Consider the following 20611-nt stretch of genomic DNA (forward strand, 5'->3'; position numbering starts at 1 on the left):
GGGCAGTTCCAGCGGTGTTTCGAGTTCGTAACTCTGGCCCCGGTACCGGAGGTCGACGAATGCCTCTACACGCCGGCCCGTCTCTGCGGTCGGCCGGCGAGCGAGGAGGATGCCACACAGCCTCGCGACGCCTTCGGCGAGCGGCGCCGGGTTTTCAAGCAACGCTTCAGCCGGCCGGTGGATGGCGTGGGAGGCGTCGCTCACGACGTCCGCCATCAACAGTCCCAGCGCGCTCAGCACGCCGGGATGAAGCGGCACAAGGATGCGGCGCATGTCCAGCGCCGCGGCGAGGTCGGTGGCGTGGAGCGGGCCAGCGCCGCCAAACGGCATCAGGAGGTACGCCCGTGGATCGTGGCCGCGCTCGACCGATACGCGGCGAAGCGCCCGCTCCATGGTGGCGTTGGCGATGCGGACGATGCCCAGTGCGGTGTGTTCGACCGATTGGCCGAGGGGTTCGCTGATCCGTCCGATGGCCTGCCGCGCGGCCTCGACATCCAGCGCGCGCCCGTCGCCGTGTTGGAACGCCCCGGGATGGAGCCGGCCGAGGACCAGGTTCGCGTCGGTGACGGTGGGTGCGATGCCGCCGCGTCCGTAACAGGCCGGCCCGGGACGTGCGCCGGCGCTTTCGGGCCCCACGCGCAGGGCGCCGCCGGCGTCCACCCGCGCCATGCTGCCCCCGCCGGCGCCTACAGTGTGAATGTCGATCGTCGGGAGGCGTAGCGGTAGGCTGTCGATGTGGCTCTCGGGCGACCGGGGCACTTCACCGGGGCACAACGCCACGTCGGTGCTCGTGCCGCCCATGTCGAAGGTCATCAGCCGGGGCCGCTCGTCCCCGGTGGCCTGGCGGGCTAGGGCAAAAGCACCCACGACGCCGCCGGCGGGGCCGCTCAGCACCAGCCGCGCCGCCTGGTCTGCCGCCAGGTCCAGGTCGATCGCGCCGCCGTTCGACTGCATGATGCGTACGCTCCGACGTCCCAACGCCCGGCCCAGCCGGTTCAGATACCGGGCTACGAGGGGCTGGACATACGCGTTGATGACCGTAGACGCTACGCGTTCGTACTCGCGGTACTCCGGCAGCAAGGTACTGCTCAGGGTGATGAAGGCGTCCGGCAACTCCTCCCGCACTATCGCCGCCGTCCGTAGTTCGTGTTCCGGGTGGAGGAAGGAGAAGAGGTAGACGATGGCGATGCTCTCGACGCCGGCCGCCCCCAGCGCCAGCGCTTCGCGTCGGACGGCCGCTTCATCGAGGGGCTGGACGACCTGTCCGGCGCTGTCGATGCGCTCCGGGATGCCCCGCCGCCAGGGCTGGGGCACGATCGGTTCGGGCCGCGTGGATTCCAGGCGGTACAGGTGCGGGCGATGCTGCCGGCCGATCGCCAGCACGTCTGTGAATCCTTCCGTAGTGAGCAGCCCCGTTCGTGCGCCGCGGCGTTCGAGCAGGGCATTTGTCGCCACGGTGGTGCCGTGCACCACGAGGGCCTCGTCGGAGGCCCCGAGGCGTTCGAGCCCCGCGAGGATGCCGGCGCTCTGATCGTCCGGCGTCGTCGGTACCTTGAGCACCCACAGGACGCCCTGTTCGAGCAGCACAAAATCAGTAAACGTCCCCCCGACGTCGATCCCTATGAGCGTCGTGTGTGGCATGGGCTACCGAGCGCCAAGGTCCCGGCCTCCGTTGGTGCAAAAGGTGCCCTCGACGGGTCGGCAGCGACAGGGGTAGAGCGCGGAGGGGGGTTCGGGTTGGAGCAACGGCTCGATCAGGTCCGCCATAGCCTCGATTAGCCCGGGATGATCGTGCGGTACAGGCACCCGGAAGAAGGCCATGCCCTCGGCTTCGACCTCTTCCCTGAAGTCAATGTCCAACTCGGCGAGCGTTTCCGACTGCTCGTGGAGGAAGCTGATGGGCTCTACGACGAGGCGCCTGGCGCGGACGGCCTTGACGTGCGCCGCGTTGTCGGGCTGCGTCCAGGCGATATTGCGGTTGGCGTGGTTCTGATATCCGATCGTGTATTTCACGCCCAGCAAGCCGGCAATCTCCCGGCAATTCTCCTCCACGTATTGATCGTACCGGCTGCCGGCCTCGATGTATTTCATCGGGGTGCCGTGGGCGGAAAAGTACAGCAGGGTATCCGGGTCGTGCAGGTCGATACCCGCATCGGCGGTCGACCGCGCGATGTGGTCCGCCCGCATGCGTACGTAGGCTGACGACGCATGCCAGCCCGAGATGCCCCGCACAGGGCCCGAAAAGCCCTGTTCCGCGGCGGCCTCCCACACCGCGTTAAGGGCAGCGACGTTTGTGGTGACGCCGCAGAGGGGGTAGACGGAAAAGCCGACCAACTGGTCGGCGCCATCGGCCAGGGCGTCGCGCACGACCTCGGCGATCGTCGGGGACGTGAATTGCATGCCCGTGTAGGCGCGGACATCGTGGCCGCGGGCCGCGAGCCGTGCCTCGACCCGTTCGGTCTGCTGGTGCGCCTGCCCATCCAGCGGCGAGCCACCGATCTTTTTATAATCCTCGATCAACCCCGGTGCGCGGCGTTCGGCGAGCTCGCGGCATCGGCGGCGCAGCGCTTCTTCGTTCGGGTATTCCTCGAGTGGGGCGTTGGTGTAGAAGATGCGTTCGAGGAAAGGCACCACGACTTCGGCCGTCGCCTCGGCCGGCTCGCCGAAGTTCAACAGGATGATTCCGGTGCGGGGCATGTGGGGGGATCAGGATTTGGGGAGATAGGCCATCACTTCGCCGGCGGCGCGTTCGCCATCGCGGATGCAATCCGGGATGCCGACGCCGCGGTAGGCCGCGCCGGCGAGAAAGCAGCCCGGATGGCGGCGCAGCCCGATGTCGATACCCGCCACGCGATCCACATGACCGACAGCATAGTGGGGCATCGAGGACGACCATCGTTGCACAACGTGGAAGAGCGGGGCGGCCGTGATGCCGAGCACGTCGCGGGCTTCGCTCACGGCGATCCGCACCAGGCGATCGTCTTGCGGATCGGTCGAGGCACTGTTCGAGGCACTGTTCGAGGCATTGCTCGAGCCGGTGCTGGCTCCGTTGATGAACATCCGCAGGAGCACTCGGCCGGCGGGCGCGCGGTCCGGTAACTTCGTGGACATCCAGGTACACGCACGTACGGCGCGTCCCTCGCTGCGCGGGGTGATGTAGCCGTAGGCATCGAGCGGGTGGTCTACATCGACTCGGTCATACGCCAGGAAAACCGCATCCATCGAGCCATAGGGAATGGTATCGAGCCGCTGGGCGATTTCCGGAGCCCACGGGCGGAGCAGATTGGCCGAGACGAAGGAGGGTGTCGCGGCGATGAAGGCATCGCAGGTCACGGCGCGTGCGCCTTCCAGCTCCAGCGTGTACCCGGCGCCTTTCCGGCTGATGCCGGCCACCCGTATGCCCGTGCGAACTTCCGAGAGCGCGGCGGCGACGGCTTGCGGGAGGCGGCGCATGCCGCCGGCGAGTGAGACAAACGGCGTGGTCGCCGCGGGTTCAACGGCGGGGGCCGCCTGGAGGCCACGGAGGATGCCCCCGTGAATGCGTTCGAGCCGGCGGAGTTGCGGAAAGGTGGCCATCAGGCTGATGGCATCCCCATCGCCCCCGTAAATGCCGCCCAGTAGCGGATCGACGAGTCGGGAGAAGGCCTCCTGGCCGAGCCGGCGGGTGATGAAGGCGCCGACCGACTCGTCGTCGTCGCCATATCGGGCTGGCAGGACGTAGTCGAGCGCCGCGCGCATCTTACCGGCCGGCGAAAGCAGCGGGCTGCGCGCGAGCGGGCCGAGGCGGGCCGGCACGAGGCCGCTGAGTCCTTCGGGAAGCGGATAAAACGACCCCTTGAAGTAGATCCGACTCCCCATCCGGCCGGGGTCTGTGTTGGTGCCGATGATCTCGCTCCCGAGTCCGATCGCCTCGCAGAGGCGGATCCCTTCGGGTTTCCGCGCCAGGAAGATGTCCGGCCCGCGCTCGATCGTGAACCCGTCGCGGTACACGGTGTCGATCTTCCCGCCGACCTCGGGCGCCGAATCGAACACCATCACGCGCAGATCCATCCCCAGACCGCTTGCCGACCGCTCGAGGGCATAGGCCGCGGCGAGACCGCTGATGCCGGCCCCGATCACCGCTACCGTTTTTCGACTCATGTTGCGCGTCGCCATACGGCTTTACCTACAAAGAAGGGGCCGAGTTTTTCAAGAAACTCCGACGTCTGTCGTGTGCGGCGCATGTGCTGGACGACCATCGACAGCGGATAGAGTTCTTTGCCCATCAAGCCGGCGATGAAGTCGTTGTCGTTTACATCGAACCCGTGGCAGGCGAGCCGGATGTCGTGCGCATGGTCCGCCCGGCCGTAGGCCATCCCGATGCCGCCGTGCTCCATAAGCATCGCGCGCTGTTCCTCGCGGGGCAACTGCTCGAAACGCCCGCTGCGGCGCAGCGGGTACCAGACCGCCCAGGGCCAGTCCGGGTGCGTCGCATGCCGGATCGGTCGCTCGACCAGGACCTCGTCCAGATCGGTTTCGTACCCGATCGTGTAGGTTCGTCCGAAAAGCGTAAATTCCGGCTTAAACGTAAGGTCCGAAAACGGATGCCGATGCACGAGCGGGCGGACGACGTCCACGAAATAGTTGGCGTCCTCACTGAATGTCAGCAGCCCGACGCCGGTAGGGTCGTTTAACTCCTCGTAGAGGACCCCATGGATAACGCTGTCTTCGAGCGTTTCTACGATCCGATGGGTGTGCTGGCAGCCGGAAAAGGCCAGCATTTGCATATACAGCCGGCGATCGGAGGCCAGTTCCGCGCCGTCGGCGGCCTTTCCTTTTTCACGCAGGTCGAGCCCCTTTTTTTCGGGAATCGCGATATCGAGTGCCATGAGGGGATGGATTCAAGGTTCAAAGTCAAGGTTCAAGGTACAAAAGCGTGCATGCAAACATCCTTAAACCTTCAACTTCAAACCTTAGACCGATTTACATGATCGAAAGGGATACAACGATGCGCAACTATCTTTGGATCTGCCTGGTGCTTCTCGGACTCGGCCAGCCGGCGCGGCTCGCGGCGGCGCAGGTCGCTGGCGTCGATGTCCTGCACTACGTATTCGAGCTGACGCTGAGCGACGAGGCCGACCGGATCGAGGGCGAGACGACGCTTACGGCACGATTCACGCGCCCCGATGTCGCCGCGTTGCCCCTGAACCTGGTCTCGCCCACCGGGCCCGCCGAAACAGGCATGCGGGTCGATGCGGTACTCGAAGATGGCCGGCCGATCCGGTTCAACCAGATCGAGGACCGACTTCTACTTACCCTGTCGTCACCCTCGCAGGCCGGTGAGGAGCGCGTCTTCACCATTACCTATGCCGGCACGCCGACTGACGGGCTAATCGTCTCCCGAAACCGGCACGGCAACCGCACCTTTTTTGGCGATAACTGGCCCAACCGGGCGCGGCACTGGCTGCCTACGATCGATCATCCCTCCGACAAGGCGACCTGCGAATTTGTCGTCCGCGCGCCGGCCGGCTACCAGGTGATCGCGAACGGACGGCTCGTCGAAGAAACGGACCTGCCCGGCGGCATGCGCCTTACGCACTGGAAGACGGAGGCGTCGTTGCCGACCAAGGTGATGGTGTTCGGGGCGGCCCGTTTCGCCGTACGCCACGAGGGCGAATACCAGAACGTGCCCATCCAGTCGTGGGTGTACCCCGAGGATCGCGAGGCCGGCTTCCACGACTTCGGGGTGACGCTGGACATGCTCCGCTTCTTCGAGCAGCGGATCGGGCCGTTTCCCTATGAGAAACTCGCTAATGTGCAGTCTAAGACGCGGTACGGCGGGATGGAAAACGCCGGCGCGATCTTCTACAACGAAAACGCGATCACCGGCGAGCGCGCGAACGCGGTGACGGTGGCCCACGAGATTGCCCACCAGTGGTTCGGCGACTCGGTCACGGAAGCCGATTGGCCCCATATCTGGCTGAGCGAGGGGTTTGCCACCTACTTCGCCGAGTTGTATTTCGAGCACACCCTCGGCCGTGAACGATTGCAGGAAGGCATGGCCGAAGCGCGGGCCGCCGTGCTGGGATTTTATCGCCGCAACGCCGGCGCGCCGCTCGTCAATCCGGCTCCAACCGATCCGAACGAACATCTCAATACCAACAGCTACCAGAAAGGCGCCTGGGTGCTGCACATGTTGCGCGGCCTCCTCGGCGAGGAGGCCTTCTGGGCCGGCATCCGCGCGTACTACGCCACCTACCGCGACGCCAACGCCACGTCCGCCGACCTCCAGCGCGTCATGGAAGAGGCCTATGGGAAGGAACTCGGGTGGTTCTTTCAGCAGTGGCTCGAGCGGCCGGGGCACCCGAAGGTGGCCGTGTTATGGACGTACGACGCGGGGCAGGTCGTCGTGACGGTGAACCAGACCCAGCGCGAGGCGCCCTTCCGGTTTCCGCTCACACTGGCGCTCGGGTCGGCGCCTGGCGCGCGGCGTGAGACCGTGGACATTTCGGGCGTTTCCGAGCGGTTTTCGTTCACCGCGTCCGGGCCGATAGATCGCATCGTGGTGGATCCGGATGGTGCCGTGCTGCTCGAAGAAGACCTATAGCGGCGGCTCGAATGGTCGATACCTCTCTGAGAATGCCATTTGGACAACAGAGGGTAAGGCCCTTGATGATCATACCCGATACACAGGCTGCGGCGCCAGAATCTCCGAACGGAAACGCGTCGGATGAGGGGGCCGTGCTGCGCGCCCTGCAAGAAGAATTGCGTGAAACGAGGCTGCTCTTCGGCGAGATGCAGCGCCTCGTGAACCTGGGGACCTGGAGCTACTACCCATCGGATGGGCGCATCGTATGGTCGGACGAGGTGTTTCGCATCGCCGGCTTTGCCCGAGAACAGGGCGAACCCGACTTCGATGGCTACCTCCAGCGGATTCATCCAGAGGATGCACCTATGTTTCTGGATGTGGTCCAACGCGCGCTCCAATGCAACGAAGCCTATACGATCAAACATCGGTTGCTGCTGCCCGATGGGCAGATCAGATGGACGATCAGCAGCGGACGCGTTTTATATGACGATCAGGGCCAACCGGTCAAGCTGATCGGTACCCTTCAGGATATCTGCAAGCAGGAAGAAATCAGCCGGGCGACGCGGGATTCCGAACAGCGGCTGCGCTTTCACATCGAACATTCGCCTCTGGCGTATATCGAGTGGGGTAGGAACTTCAACGTGGTCGAATGGAATCCGGCGGCGGAGCGCATGTTTGGTTTCACACGCGATGAAGTCATCGGGATCATTCCTGGAATGTTTCCTGTGGAGGAGAAGGAGAAGGTGATCGCCCTGACCCGAACCTTACTGGCCGGGCAGGGGGGGACCTACAGCGTGAACACCAACCAGACAAAAGCCGGCAAACGCATCACCTGCGAGTGGTTCAATACGACGCTGCGTTCGGCGGATGGACAGGTGGTGGGCGTTAGTTCGATCGTGCAGGACATCACGCAACGCATCGAGGCGGAGCAGGCCCTGATGGATTACGCGCGCGAGCTAAAAAAGACGCGCGACCAGGCGGAGAGCGCCACCCTTGCCAAGAGCGCCTTCCTCGCGAACATGAGCCATGAAATCCGGACGCCGCTGAACGGCGTGATCGGCATGGCAAGTCTGCTGAGCGAAACCGAGCTGTCGAGCGAACAGAGCGATTTTGTTTCGACCATCCTCGTCTCCAGCGAGACGCTGCTCGGCATCATCAACGACGTGCTGGATTTTTCGAAGATTGAAGCCGGCAAAGTCGAACTCGAGCGTCTGCCCGTATACGTACACGACCTGATCGAAGGCTCGCTCGATCTCCTGGCGACCCGTGCCGCGGACCACGGTCTGGAATTGCTGTACGAACTGGAGCCTGGAATCCCGAAGCGCATCTATACCGACCCTACGCGCCTGCGCCAGATCCTGGTCAACCTCCTGGCGAATGGCGTCAAGTTTACCGAGTGCGGAGAGATCGAGGTCCGCGTCGGCGCTGAAGAACGGGCAGACGGCAGGTACACCCTTCATTTCACCGTACGAGACACGGGGATCGGGATCCCGCCGGAGAAGGTCGATCGGTTGTTTCGATCGTTCTCGCAGGTCGACGCCTCCACCAACCGCAAGTACGGCGGCACGGGTCTGGGGCTGTCGATCTCCTTCAGGCTGGCGGAGTTGATGGGGGGGACGATGTGGGTGGAGAGTGTCGAGGGGGTGGGTACCACGTTTCACTGCACGATCGTCGCGGATGCCCTACCCGGCGATACCGGCGAGGCGGATCGCGCCTTCCCGGTGGCGCAGCGGATCCTGCTGCTCGAACCCCATCCGCAAAGCCGCGCGATACTCAGCCGCCGGCTGGTCGCGATGAATCTGGTCGTCGAACCCTGTGCAAGCGTCGCGGAGGCACAGTCCAGGATCCTGTCGGCCAGGTTTGATGCCCTCATCATCGATAGCCGGCTGACGCGCGAAGAAGCCGGCCAATTAAACACGACGCTTGCTGCCTCCTGCGTGCACGTGCCGGTGCTGGCCATGGTGTCTCTGGGAGGCGATTCCGGCAACCGCACCCTGCCGGCGGATGTGTACCTTCACCGTCCAGTGCGGGTGCTGGGGCTGTTCACGAAACTCCAGGAGACCTTTTCCAAGAAGCCGTTTACCCATCTCAGCGCGGCCGCCGGCCTTTCCGTGGCCGATACGCGGGTGCTCGTGGCGGAAAAACACCCGCTCCACCAGCGACTCGTGCTTAAGATGCTGGGCGATCTCGGCTGTAGGGTCGACGTCGTACGCCCGGCCGACGCTCTGGCCGCGAGTGCCGGCGGAGGAAGTAGGCTCATCGTGCTGGGGCTCGATGAGATTGAACGGGCCGTCGCCACTCAGCCGGCGCTCCGATTCGACGCGGGGGATGCCTATGTGGTGGCTCTGGCGATGCACCTCAGCGCCGTCCGTCGCAGCGAGCTTCAGGCCATTGGCGTCGTAGATGTACTCCAACTACCCCTTCAGGCCGGCGCGCTGCAGCGCGTCGTACAGCGCTACATGCGGTCGGCGACATCGGTTCTTCTGGCCGTCGGGGGATGACCGGGGCGGACGAAGGTGTTCCGTTTGAGTGAAGGTCGTAGATTGGAGGGTCTCCGTCCACCCTCGCCCGCGTATCCATGACCTGGCGAACGCCCCTCCTGTTGATGCTGAGCGTGTCGCTGGCTGCCGCCGGCCTCGCGGCGTTCCGTTTTGCCCGAACGCCGGTTTCGTTCAACGACGATATCCGCCCGGTGCTCAATGCCAACTGCCTCCGGTGTCACGGCGGTGTCCGTCAGGCCGGCGGCTTCAGCCTGCTGTTTCCTGATGAGGCCCAGGTTCCTGGCGAATCCGGCCGCATCCCCATCGTCCCCGGGCAGCCCGACTCCAGTGAGGTGATCCGCCGCATTCGTCACTCCGACCCCGAGGAGCGGATGCCGTTCGAACATCCGCCGCTGAGCGGTGACCAGATCGACCTCCTCACCCGCTGGATCGAGGCTGGCGCTCCGTTCGAAACCCACTGGGCCTACGTGCCGCCCGACTCGACTCTCACACCGCCCGACATCTCGTCTCCCTGGATCCGAAACGATATCGATCGCTTCATCCTGACCCGGCTCGAAGCGCAGGACCTGGTCCTCAGCCCGGAGGCCGCGTGTTACGACCTCCTCCGCCGGCTCGCGCTCGACCTCACCGGCTTACCCCTCGCTCCCGACCAGGCTGACGCCTATTGCCGAGCACCAGGCGAGAAAGCCTATCTGACCCTCGTCGATAGCCTGCTCGCCACGCCGGCGTACGGCGAACACCTCGCCGCCACCTGGCTGGACCTCGCCCGCTACGCGGACACCAAAGGCTACCGGCCCGACCTTCACCGAGAAATCTGGCCCTATCGGGACTGGGTGATCGAGGCGTTTAACGCAGACATGCCCTTCGACCGGTTCACCATCGAACAACTCGCCGGCGACCTCCTTCCCGATCCTACCATCTCTCAGCGCACCGCCACGGCCTTCCATCGCAACAGCATGGCCAGCGACGAAGGCGGGACGGACGACGAGGAGTTTCGCGTCGCCGGCGTGATCGATCGGGTCAACACGACCTGGGAGGTCTGGATGGGCACCACCATGGTCTGCGTCCAGTGCCACAGCCACCCCTACGACCCGTTCCGGCACGAGGAGTATTTCACCTCCTACGCCTTCTTCAACAACACGGCCGATACGGATCACTACTCGGAGGCTCCGCACCTCGCGACGTACGATGCACTGCGCGCCGATTCGGTGCATACGCCCATCATGATGGAACTCGAGGGGGATGCCCGCCGCGTCACCCATCGGTTCACCCGGGGAAACTGGCTGGATCCCGCCGAGGTCGTCGAACCGGGCGTGCCGGGCTCGTTGCCGGCGATGGCGCCCGAGCTGCCCCGCAATCGCCTCGGCTTCGCTCGATGGATCGTGAGCCCGGATCACCCGCTGACCTCCCGGGTGCTCGCGAACCGACTCTGGGCCGGCCTCTTCGGGCGAGGCATCGTGCAGACGCTGGAAGATTTTGGGACACAGGGCGAGCCGCCCACCCACTCCGAGTTGCTGGACTGGCTCGCCGTCCGCCTCCGCACCACCCACGGCTGGCGCATCAAGCCTTTTTTGCGGGAGATCGTCCTTTCGGCCACCTATCGCCAGACCAGCCGGCTCACGCCGGAACTCCTGGAGCAGGATCCAGCCAATCTGTGGCTGGCGCGGGGACCGCGCGTTCGTCTTTCGGCCGAGCAGATCCGCGACCAGGGGCTGGTCGTGAGCGGGCTCCTCCATCCGTCGATCGGCGGCCCGAGCGTCATGCCGGCCCAGCCGCCCGGCATCTGGAGCGTCCAACTCCGGCCCCAGATCCAGTGGAAAAACGCCGACAACCCGGAGGACCGTCGCCGGCGCGCCCTGTACACCTACTGGCGGCGATCCAGCCCCTACCCCTCGATGGCCGCGTTTGATAGCCCGAGCCGGGAGCAGTGTGTGTCGCGCCGGGTGAGCACCAACACCCCGCTACAGGCCTTCGTTACCCTGAACGACCCGGTCTACGTTGAGATGGCCCGGGGCCTCGCCAGCCGCATGGCCGAAGCAGGCCCGGGGCTCGAAGACCAGATCACGCACGGCTATCGCCTGACCCTGCTGGCCCCGCCCTCGTCCGAGACCCTGGGGACGCTCACTGAATTGCACCACGCGGCCCGCGCCCGGTACGCCGGTGCACCCGCGGACACCCTCGCCGCGGCCGCCGGCCCGCTGCAGCCGGCCACGCCGGAACGCGCCGCGTTGGTTCAAGTGGCCTCGGCCCTCCTGAACCTGGATGCGTTCATCATGAAACCATGAGGAGCAGGCAACGCGACATGGACCCGATTCAAGCCTACCGACACACCCTCGGCGCCCATCAAACACGCCGACACTTCCTTCGCACCTGCTCATCCGGCCTCGGCGCCGCGGCGCTGACGTCCTTGCTCGGCGCGTGCGGCGGCGCACGAACACCGGCCAAGGAGGTCCTGCACGCCGCCTCCCGCGTCGCGCCGAAGGCGCGGAGCGTCATCTTCCTCCACATGGAAGGGGGCCCCTCCCAGCTGGAACTGTTCGACTACAAGCCGGCTCTCGCCCGCCTCGACGGGCAGGAGTGCCCGCCCTCGCTGATCGAAGGCAAACGCTTTGCGTTCATCGAAGGCGTGCCGAAGATGCTCGGCCCCCACACCACGTTCCGCCGGCACGGGCGGTCCGGCGCTTACGTATCGGACGTGCTCCCGCACTTCGCGACCATCGTGGACGAGGTCGCCTTCCTCAAGGCTGTGCACACCGACCAGTTCAACCACGCGCCGGCGCAGCTCCTGTTTTACACGGGCCACGCGCGGACCGGCCGGCCAAGCATGGGGTCGTGGGTGACGTACGGGCTCGGGTCCGACAACGACAACCTGCCCGGCTACGTGGTCCTCGTCTCCGGCCGCGCCGAGCCCAGCGCCGGAAAAAGCCTCTGGGGCAGCGGCTTCCTGCCGACGGTGTTTCAGGGCGTTCAGTGTCGCTCGGGCGATGAGCCGGTGCTGTATATGAACGACCCGCCCGGGGTGGACCGCGGCACGCGCCGGCTGGCGCTCGACGCCATCAACACCATCAACCAGCGTCACTACGAGGACGTGCTGGATCCCGAAATCCTCACCCGCATCGAGCAATACGAGCTGGCCTTCCGGATGCAGATCGCCGCCCCCGAGGTGCTGGACGTCAGCGCGGAGTCCGAGGAAACCCGCCGGCTCTATGGCGCCGAATCGGGCGTGGCCTCGTTCGCCAACAACTGCCTGCTCGCCCGCCGACTCGTCGAAAACGGGGTGCGCTTCGTCCAGCTCTTCCACGACGGCTGGGACTCCCACGGCACCACGGAATACGAATCGATCAACTACGGCTTCGTGGAGCGGTGCAAGGAGGTGGATCAGGCGATGACGGGGCTGGTGATCGACCTCAAACGGCGCGGCCTGCTCGACGACACGCTCGTCGTATGGGGCGGCGAGTTCGGGCGGACGCCCATGATGGAGAACCGGGGCGGGGTGTCCAACCCGTTTAAAGGGCGAGACCACCATAGCGAGGCCTTTACGATGTGGCTCGCCGGCGGTGGCGTCAAGCCGGGCGTCACGTATGGTGTGACGGACGAAATCGGCTACTACGGGATCGACGAACGGGTGCATGTGCACGACCTCCAGGCGACGATCCTGCACCAGCTTGGGCTCGACCACGAGCGCCTTACGTACGCCTTCCAGGGGCGCGATTTTCGGCTTACGGATGTGAGCGGCGAGGTGGTGCGGGCGATCCTCGCGTGAAGGCTCACCGCGTCGCGACCAGGCGGTCCACTTCCTCCCACGACGGCATGGCGTCCTGCGCGCCGGCGCGTGTCGCGGCGAGGGCGCCGGCCGCGTTGGCCCACGTCACGGCCTCCTCGATCGTGCGGCCCTGCGCCAGGGCGATCGCCAGGCCGGCCGCGAACGCATCGCCACAGGCCGTCGTATCCACCGCATGAACAGGGATGGGCGCCGCGTGGAAACATCGGTCTGAAACGACGTAGGTCCCTCGATCGCCCATCGTAATCGTCGCCGCGCGGGCGCCGAGCCCCAGTACTGCGCGGGCCGCCTCCTGGGCCGAGGAGGCATCGACGATTCGGATGCCGGACAACGCTTCCGCTTCGGCCTGGTTGGGGGTCAGGATGTCCGCCTCGAACAGGCCGGCGGGGTAGGGCGCGCGTGGCGCCGGCGCCGGGTCCAGGATCGACAGGACGCCGTGGCGGCGGGCGAGGCGGAGGGCGCAGGCCGCTGTTTCCAGGGGGATTTCGAGCTGAACGAGCACGGCGTCGGCCGCCGCGATGAGGGCTTCGCGGGCCTCGATGTCGGCCGGAGACAGCGTACCGTTGGCGCCGGCGACGACGGTGATCGCATTTTCGCCCGCGGCATCCACGCCGATGAGCGCCACGCCGCTCGCGGTCCCCGGCGCGATCAAAAGTGAGGCGGTGTCGACCCCTTCCGCCCGGAGCCGTACAGCCAAAGACTGCCCAAAGAGGTCGTCCCCGATACACCCGATCAGGGCAACCCGACCGCCCAGCCGACTGGCGGCCACGGCCTGGTTGCCGCCCTTGCCACCGGGCGCCATCATAAACGAATGGCCATGTACGGTCTCTCCTGGCCCCGGCAACCGTTCGGCGCGGACAACCAAATCCATATTGACGGAACCGATAACAACGATGCGGGGGCCGGGCATGGGCGTTCAGGATAAGACGCCCCAAGATACGCTTCGCCGGCCTGTCAATCCCTAACGCGCCGCCTGCCGTTCTCTCGGTGGCCGGCTGGGGCGCAGCGCCGGAAGTGGAATCGCACCGACGGGCGCACCGTCGCTCGAAAGTAACGTGCTCCGGTCGCTCAGGTCGTCGATCACTCGCCGCAGGGCCTCGGCTCCGACCACCGTCCGGTAGTCGAGCTCGCGGACCGAGATGAGCAGTCCGATCTCCTCGCGCCGCGCGTCCCGTAACATGCTGACGGCGGTTTCTACCTCGTACGTTTGTCCGTCGAGGGTGCGATGGACCTGCCGGCCCACCCACGAGCCGCGTTCGACCAGGGCGTCGTACGCCTTCTGACGCTCCTCCTGCGAGGGCCAGTCGATCTGCAACAATGTACCCAGGCCCCGGCCGGCCGACGCGGTGTGGTCGATGCCGTACCGCCGGGAGGCGGATTCGTTGACGAACAACACCTGCAGTGAGCAGTTCGTGACGATGACCGGGTCGTGTAATTGGTCGAACGCCTGTCCCTGTAACTCCAGCCACTCGTCGGCGCGGGCATGGGTCGTCGAGTCGACGAACGAGCACACGACACTGCCGGCGCTCTCCGTGAGGTCGTCCACGGGGCTCACCCGCACCTGGTAGGTGCGGTCGGCGATGAGAAGCGTCCGCTCCGTCGCCGTCTGCGCGCGCTGGGCGGAGGCGATCATGTCCTCGAGCGTGGATCGCATCGGCCAGGAGAAGTCGGCGATAGGCCGGCCTATGTCGTTGGGGTCCAGGGCGAGGATCTGCCGAAGGCCGCGGGAGAAGAGCTGGATGCGCCGGTCGCCGTCGATGTGGAGGAACCCTGTGTTGCTGGCGGCCACCAGCTGTTCGAGCCGGCGATAGGCGCGGTCCAGCGCGGCCATCTCGGCCTCCGTCGGCGAGGCGAGGGCGTCCAGATACTCGTGTCCCATGCGGGCGCGCTCCTCGCTCTGAAAAAGCTCTTCCTTCAGATGCTTCGCATAGGCGAGGAGCCCGCGCGAGCGCTGCTTCTGGTGCGTTTCGGACAGCGTCACTTCGGAGAGCGAGGCTGGCAGGGTTTCGCAGGACGACGTGTCGCGGCTCCGGTAGAGCCCGCTGGAACCGACGACGCTTTCGAAAAAAGCCGACGCGTCGTCCGCCTGGAGCGCCGAGCCCAGCAGGAGGTACCCGCCCGCCCGCAGCCGGGCATGGCAGGATCGGAGCAGTTCATCCTGGCGGACGGGGTCCATCAGCAACACCGGATTCCGGCTGACGATGAGATCCAGTTCCTCTAACGCGGCGTCGCCTTGGGGCACGCCATGATGGATGGTGACGGAATCCCGTACATGCCGGGCGACGGCGTAGCCGTCCACCTCCGGCGTGAAATACGCCGCGAGACAGGCCTCGGAAAGGTCGCCGGCAATCGTCCGTGGATAATGACCGCGCCGCGCGGCTTCGACGAGCGTGACGTCGTTTTCGACCGCGTGCACCTTGATCGTCGGCGGATGCGCCATGCACCGCGCGTATTCATGAAATAGGATGGCGATGGTGTAGGCCTCCTCTCCGCTGGCGCATCCCGTGACGAGTACGCGAATGCTGGTTTTTAACGTCCCGGCCGCAAATAGTGCGAGCATGGCATACCGCTCGAGTACAAAGAGGGCTTCCGGGTCGTGGAAGAAGCGGCTGGATCGGACGTGGAGGCTGCGTCGGAGCGACGCCAGTTCGTCGGGTTGATCGATCGCCAACCGCGCATAGGTGGTCATATCGCTTGCACTACACGCCCGCATGCGCCGGTTTAGCCGGCGCAAGACCTGGGCCGGCGTCAATGACTTGAACCCCAGCGGAGAGGTAGCCCCCGCACGGTCGAGCAGCGCGGCCAGCGCCTGGTTCGGGTCGGGGAGGAAGCCCATCAGGCGGCGGTGCGTCCGGTCGGTCAGGTCTTCGATGAGGCTGAGGAATGGAGCGGCCGTACGGAGATGTGGCGAGTGCGTGCGCGAAGCGGCCGGCGTATCCAGTGTGGTGAACATGGCGGTAAAGGGCATCGGGCTGTGTTGAAACAGCCGGGGTGACGTGCTCCGGAGGAGATAATCCCGAGGACAGAAAGGGCGGCTCGGGGGGGCGATGCAGGGCAGCCGCTGGAACTGGACGACATGTGACTGGAAACTACACGCACGATCGGGAGGAATTCCAGCACTTTCCGTGCATTCTCGTGGCGGACAATTCGCCTACAACGCGTAGGCTTCCAGCCGTAGCCGGCGTGCTCAGAGTGCAAACGAATTGGACATTTCGTACCTTCTGGCCCTGTTTTTGACCAGGCGTGCCCACCACCCGCTCTTCCGTCGCCCGGTCGTCACCCCTTTCCTTTGTTCGAAACAACGATGCGCCACCAGCCGGTAGTCTCCATTCCCCTTCGGGCCGCGGTCCTGATCACACTGGCCTATTCAGGCTGCTCGGCGCCGGCGGCACTTCCGCCTCCTGTCGCGCCGGCGGTCGTCGAGGCGCGAGAGACTGATAGCTACAGCAAACTGGTCGTGGATGGTAAGGGATGGCTACGCGGCGACGACGTCGCGCTACCCGCCGAACGGGTGGTGGCGCGGGCGCGGGCAGGTGACCGTCTCGCCCTTGCGTTCATCCGAAACGATTCTACCCACCTGGCCCTCGTGGATCTCACGGAGGACCGCGTGCAAACGGCGCCCCTCGCGCCGCGCGCACGCGAGGTGACGTTAGCCTGGCGTGGGGATTATGGTGCGCTCGCGATAGGGTTTTTTCTGAGGGAGGGTGAGGCGATGGGCGCTGGCGGTCTGGTGGTGGTCGATGTCGCCTCGATGGACGTCCGCCCCTCGGGGTGCCGTACGTCGACGGTTGTTTACGGCTGGGCCGAAGAGGACCGACTGGTGGTGGGGGATGGAAAGACCATCGTTGCCGTCGATGCGGCTACCTGCGCCACCCGGTCCTCCCTTTCTCTGTTGAAGAAACACGAGGTGGCGGTGTCGCCGACGGGTCGCCACGTGGCGTATGTCCTGCGGGAGCTCGAATACAATCGGGAGAAACGGGCCTACGAGCCGGACTCGACGCTGATGGTCGCGGCGATCGATGGATCAAACGAGCGCGCGGTCGCCGGCTCCCGGTACCACCCCCGAAACCTGAGCTGGTCGCCCGACGGCACGAAGCTGGCATTCGATGTCACCTCGCAGACCGATCCGGCACTGCGGCATCTGGCCGTGTACGATGTCGCGGCCGGCGAGGCGACCTTCATCGTCCGCGCCACGGACGCCGTCCTGCCCAGCGAATCCCGCCCCGTGTGGTCACCCGATGGGGCCTTTATGGCATACGATCGAGTGTTCGTACACGGCGAGCTCTACCAGAAGGCAATCCGCTCGCTGGCGGACAATGCCATCCACCTCGTGGCCGAACAGCCGATGACATCGGGAAAGTTGGAGGTATGGGGATGGACGTCGAAGAGTGTCGTGCTCCGTTCGTCGGCCGGCCAGTACCTGATCGGCACACCGGGAGAACCGCGGCCGCTCCCCCTGGACGTGGAGGGGGAACTGGTGCTTGTGTTCTAGGGGCGTTTCGCGGGGAACGTTATTTCGTTGAAACGTGGCACGTTAAACCATCAAAAACCGGTGCGCTCGAGTTCCAGGAGGCGTTCGATCCGTTCTTCCATCGGCGGGTGGGTGGAGAATAACTTCCCGATGCCGCCGAAAAAGGGGTTGACGATAAACATGTGGGCGGTAGCCTCGTTGCCGGCGGTCATCGGGATGCGTTCGGCGCCCTGCTGCAGCCGGGCAAGGGCGTTGGCGAGCGCGCGCGGATTGCCGGCAATCTCCGCCCCGTCGCGGTCGGCCACGAACTCGCGTGACCGCGAGATGGCCATCTGGATGACCATCGCGGCAATGGGCGCGAAGATGAGCATCAACAGGCTCACCAGCGCATTTCGGTCGCGATCTCCTCCCCCGAAAAACATCGCGAAGCGGGCCAGCATCGTAATCGCCGAAGCAATCGTCGCCGCGATAGTGGACGTCAGGATGTCCCGGTTCTTGATGTGGGCCAGTTCGTGCCCGATCACCCCTTCCAGTTCGCTCGGACTGAGCAATCGCACGATGCCATTGGTGACGGCCACGGCCGAGTGATCCGGGTTGCGGCCGGTGGCGAAGGCATTGGGCTGGTCGGAAGGGATCACGTACACCTTCGGCATGGGCAGGCCGGCACGCTGACGCAGGCGATCGACCATGGCATGGAGTTCGGGCGCCTCTTGCGGCGTCACTTCCGAGGCCCGGTACATCTTCAACACGATCTTATCGCTGAACCAGTAGCTGCCGGCGTTCATCGCGATGGCCACGACAAACGCGATCGTCATACCCGACGATCCGCCGATGCTCTGCCCGATCAGGGTAAAGAGGACGATCAGGAACGCCATGAGGGCGGCGGTGCGAACGGAATTCATCATAGTCGCGAGAACAAGGGTGGTGGATGGGTTGCCGAGTCCTGGTACGACGAAACGGGCTTCGGGTTTAGCCCAACAGGTGGGTCACGATCATGATATCATACAACGCATGGGTCCAGGCCGCGACACCGAAGCCTCGGGTCAGGTACAATACGTTCAGGGCGAGTCCGAATAGAAAGCGGAAAGCGAACGAGGCTAGGGTGAAGGTGTCGCCGAGGGGGCCAATGTAATGCACCAGGCTGAAGAGGAACGCGCCGCTCACCGCGGCGATGAGGTAGGCCAGGGTCTTGAATCCGAAGAGGGCGTGGAGGAAGAGGTAGACACCGCCGACCACGATCACGCGAAACACCAGTTCCTCGTAGATGCCGGCGCCGATCGACAGGGCGATCTGGGTCCACAGATCCCCCATCTCCACCTGTGCGATGATGCCCGTCTGGATGGCCGTGGGATCAAACAGCCGCCACACGATCTCGGAGACGAGCATGGCGACGAGCACCGCGTAGAGCATACTCTCGATCATCATCCCGATGAAATAACTCAGACGAATCGGGATATCTTTCTTGCGCTCATAGATCACGATACCGAAACCGATCACGATCACGATGCCGGCCAGGACATGCATGCTCTGAGCGCCCATCGAGGCCAGGATTTCCTTGAGCCAGACTTCCGAGCTGACGCGGATTTCGCCGGCGCGTCCTCCATTGGCGACAATGATCAGTGCTTCGTAAAGCAGGATAAGCGGCAGGGCGCTCAAAAAACCGTACGTTGCCGTCCGCGTCAGCCCCATGTACGTAGACGGGGGCTGTTGGTCGGCTGAAAGGGTGAGATTGACTGTCGGCGATGCCATAGCGGCCGTTACGTAACCATACCGTCAGAGATGCGACCGGGGCCGCATCTCTATGGAGAAAGGATAGGGAAGACGGGCGTGTCGGGCGTTATTCCACGACGCGGAGCTGGATAGGGTCGCGACTTCCCACGGAAAGGCCCAACTCGCGCGCGACCGCCGAAGAGATGTCTATGATGAAACGGGTATCCGCCGGCCCGCGGTCACTTACTTCGGCGAACGTACTCATGCCGGTCGCCGCGTTGGTCAGCAGGACGATCGATTCCATCGGTAGATCGGGGTGACTGATCGTGAAACGCGTCGGGTCGTACGGCCGGCCACTGGTCAACACGCGGCCGGCGAAGGTGTCCGGGTAGATATCGACAGGGCCCTGTTCGTACAGGGGCGGTAGCGGTTGGGGAGCGCGCGATGCGTTCAGTTGCGGCCGCGGGATCTTGATCACCTGATCGATGCCCAGCTGGCTACCATCGATCCCGTTCGCCTGGCGCAGGTCGGCCACTGTCACCTGATGCTCACGCGCGATGCTGAACATGGTGTCGCCGCGCCGCACGCGGTAGGTCTGGGCCTGGCCGTCGGAGGCGCGCGTCGGCACTTCGGGCACCCAGATCGTGGCGTTGGGCGCCAGCGGGGATCCATCGCCCTCATTCAGCGCAAAGATAGCATAGGCCGGCACGCCCATCGCGACGCCGATGCTATAATAGGTGTCGCCGGGCTGCACCGTATAGGAGCGCTTGCCGCGGGATGTCGATGTGTAGGATACGGCTGGCTGAGCGGCTCCGGAAGCCGATGCGTTCTGAGAGGCCGGAGGCGGCACCGGGTCGTTCGGTCGGGGGCGCGTTGGTTCGGTGAGCGTCGGGCGCGGCCCGGTCAACGGGGCGCGCACCCTGAGCGTCTGGCCGGCCTGGATCGCTGTACCCGAGAGGTTGTTCAACGACCGCAATTCGTCGACCGTCATCTCGTGCATGCGGGCGATGCTATACATCGTGTCGCCTTTTTTGACGGTATACGACGAAGCCGGCGCCTGCGCGAACCCGACCGAAACGGCGAACAGGAAAACCAAACAGCAGGAGGCGAACAGTCGGAGGAAACGCATGGCGTCAAATCGAACGATGGGGTGAAGCGCACGCTCAGGGTTCGTCGTCGAATCCGACTCCCCGGGCGCGGAGCAACGCGTCGTGTAGCTCTGCACGTGCATGAACGTCTCGTTGTTCCTCGGCGACGCGAATTCCGCGGGTGTACATGGCGATCGCGTCTTCCTTCTGGCTTACGGACTCGAGTAATTTTCCCAGGTGATAATAGGCGCCTACATAGGTCGGATGCCCGTCGATCAATCGGTTGAAGTAGGCGAGCGCCTGGTCGGTATCCCCCAGTTTACGAAACTCGGACGCGACGGCAAAGAGCGTGAAAGGATCGGTGGGATCCTCGTTCAAAAATCCGAGCAACACATCGAGACGGGGCATGGGATTCGGTTCCAGGTTCTGAGTTACCAGCTCCCGCCGGCGCCGCCTCCCCCAAAACTGCCGCCGCCTCCACCGAAGCCGCCA

General features: G+C 65.0%; 15 protein-coding genes. 5 read left to right on the plus strand and 10 right to left on the minus strand.

Annotated features, from left to right (window positions below):
* From SH809_06850 to SH809_06865, 4 genes are all read right to left on the minus strand, one after another.
* Positions 1 to 1641: hydantoinase/oxoprolinase family protein (locus SH809_06850; GenBank protein MDZ4699404.1), on the minus strand; the 1641-nt coding region annotated here is incomplete at its 3' end.
* Positions 1642 to 1644: 3 nt separating this feature from the next.
* Positions 1645 to 2697 (minus strand): ferrochelatase, encoded by a 1053-nt coding sequence (gene hemH, locus SH809_06855; protein MDZ4699405.1) that lies wholly within the window; start codon positions 2695 to 2697, stop codon positions 1645 to 1647.
* Positions 2698 to 2706: 9 nt separating this feature from the next.
* Positions 2707 to 4140, minus strand: a complete 1434-nt coding sequence (gene hemG, locus SH809_06860; GenBank protein MDZ4699406.1) for a protoporphyrinogen oxidase — start codon at positions 4138 to 4140, stop codon at positions 2707 to 2709.
* A complete protein-coding gene (locus SH809_06865) occupies positions 4137 to 4868 on the minus strand; it encodes a chlorite dismutase family protein (GenBank protein ID MDZ4699407.1) in 732 nt (243 codons plus the stop codon). Before SH809_06865 ends, hemG begins: the two co-directional genes overlap by 4 nt.
* Positions 4869 to 4987: 119 nt before the next feature.
* Here SH809_06865 and SH809_06870 point away from each other — a divergent pair, with 119 nt between their 5' ends.
* The 4 genes from SH809_06870 to SH809_06885 all read left to right on the plus strand — a co-directional run bounded on the left by SH809_06870 (position 4988) and on the right by SH809_06885 (position 12832).
* The gene (locus tag SH809_06870) at positions 4988 to 6586 is read left to right on the plus strand and encodes a M1 family metallopeptidase (protein MDZ4699408.1); all 1599 of its coding nucleotides are present in this window, start codon (positions 4988 to 4990) and stop codon (positions 6584 to 6586) included.
* A gap of 65 nt (positions 6587 to 6651) precedes the next feature.
* Positions 6652 to 9069, plus strand: coding sequence for an ATP-binding protein (locus SH809_06875; GenBank protein MDZ4699409.1), 2418 nt, complete (start codon positions 6652 to 6654; stop codon positions 9067 to 9069).
* Positions 9070 to 9146: 77 nt separating this feature from the next.
* The gene (locus tag SH809_06880; GenBank protein ID MDZ4699410.1) at positions 9147 to 11354 is read left to right on the plus strand and encodes a PSD1 and planctomycete cytochrome C domain-containing protein; all 2208 of its coding nucleotides are present in this window, start codon (positions 9147 to 9149) and stop codon (positions 11352 to 11354) included.
* Between the two features lie 17 nt (positions 11355 to 11371).
* Positions 11372 to 12832, plus strand: a complete 1461-nt coding sequence (locus SH809_06885; protein MDZ4699411.1) for a DUF1501 domain-containing protein — start codon at positions 11372 to 11374, stop codon at positions 12830 to 12832.
* A gap of 4 nt (positions 12833 to 12836) precedes the next feature.
* On the opposite strand, the gene rbsK is transcribed toward SH809_06885, so the two are convergent.
* Both rbsK and SH809_06895 read right to left on the minus strand, forming a co-directional pair.
* A complete protein-coding gene (gene rbsK, locus SH809_06890; GenBank protein ID MDZ4699412.1) occupies positions 12837 to 13760 on the minus strand; it encodes a ribokinase in 924 nt (307 codons plus the stop codon).
* Between the two features lie 51 nt (positions 13761 to 13811).
* The gene (locus SH809_06895; protein ID MDZ4699413.1) at positions 13812 to 15818 is read right to left on the minus strand and encodes a CheR family methyltransferase; all 2007 of its coding nucleotides are present in this window, start codon (positions 15816 to 15818) and stop codon (positions 13812 to 13814) included.
* A gap of 336 nt (positions 15819 to 16154) precedes the next feature.
* On the opposite strand from SH809_06895, the gene SH809_06900 reads away from it, so the two are divergent.
* A complete protein-coding gene (locus SH809_06900) occupies positions 16155 to 17342 on the plus strand; it encodes a hypothetical protein (protein MDZ4699414.1) in 1188 nt (395 codons plus the stop codon).
* Positions 17343 to 17392: 50 nt separating this feature from the next.
* On the opposite strand, the gene htpX is transcribed toward SH809_06900, so the two are convergent.
* From htpX to SH809_06920, 4 genes are all read right to left on the minus strand, one after another.
* Complete coding sequence (gene htpX, locus SH809_06905) at positions 17393 to 18223, minus strand: zinc metalloprotease HtpX (GenBank protein ID MDZ4699415.1); 831 nt, start codon at positions 18221 to 18223, stop codon at positions 17393 to 17395.
* A gap of 67 nt (positions 18224 to 18290) precedes the next feature.
* On the minus strand, positions 18291 to 19070 hold the full coding sequence (locus SH809_06910) for a CPBP family intramembrane glutamic endopeptidase (protein ID MDZ4699416.1): 780 nt from the start codon (positions 19068 to 19070) through the stop codon (positions 18291 to 18293).
* Between the two features lie 88 nt (positions 19071 to 19158).
* On the minus strand, positions 19159 to 20160 hold the full coding sequence (locus tag SH809_06915; protein MDZ4699417.1) for a LysM peptidoglycan-binding domain-containing protein: 1002 nt from the start codon (positions 20158 to 20160) through the stop codon (positions 19159 to 19161).
* Between the two features lie 34 nt (positions 20161 to 20194).
* Positions 20195 to 20527: a tetratricopeptide repeat protein gene (locus SH809_06920; GenBank protein ID MDZ4699418.1), complete on the minus strand. Its 333-nt coding sequence runs from the start codon at positions 20525 to 20527 to the stop codon at positions 20195 to 20197.
* Between the last annotated feature and the right edge of the window lie 84 nt (positions 20528 to 20611).

The sequence above is a fragment of the Rhodothermales bacterium genome (assembly GCA_034439735.1).
In the GTDB taxonomy this organism is placed as follows: domain Bacteria; phylum Bacteroidota; class Rhodothermia; order Rhodothermales; family JAHQVL01; genus JAWKNW01.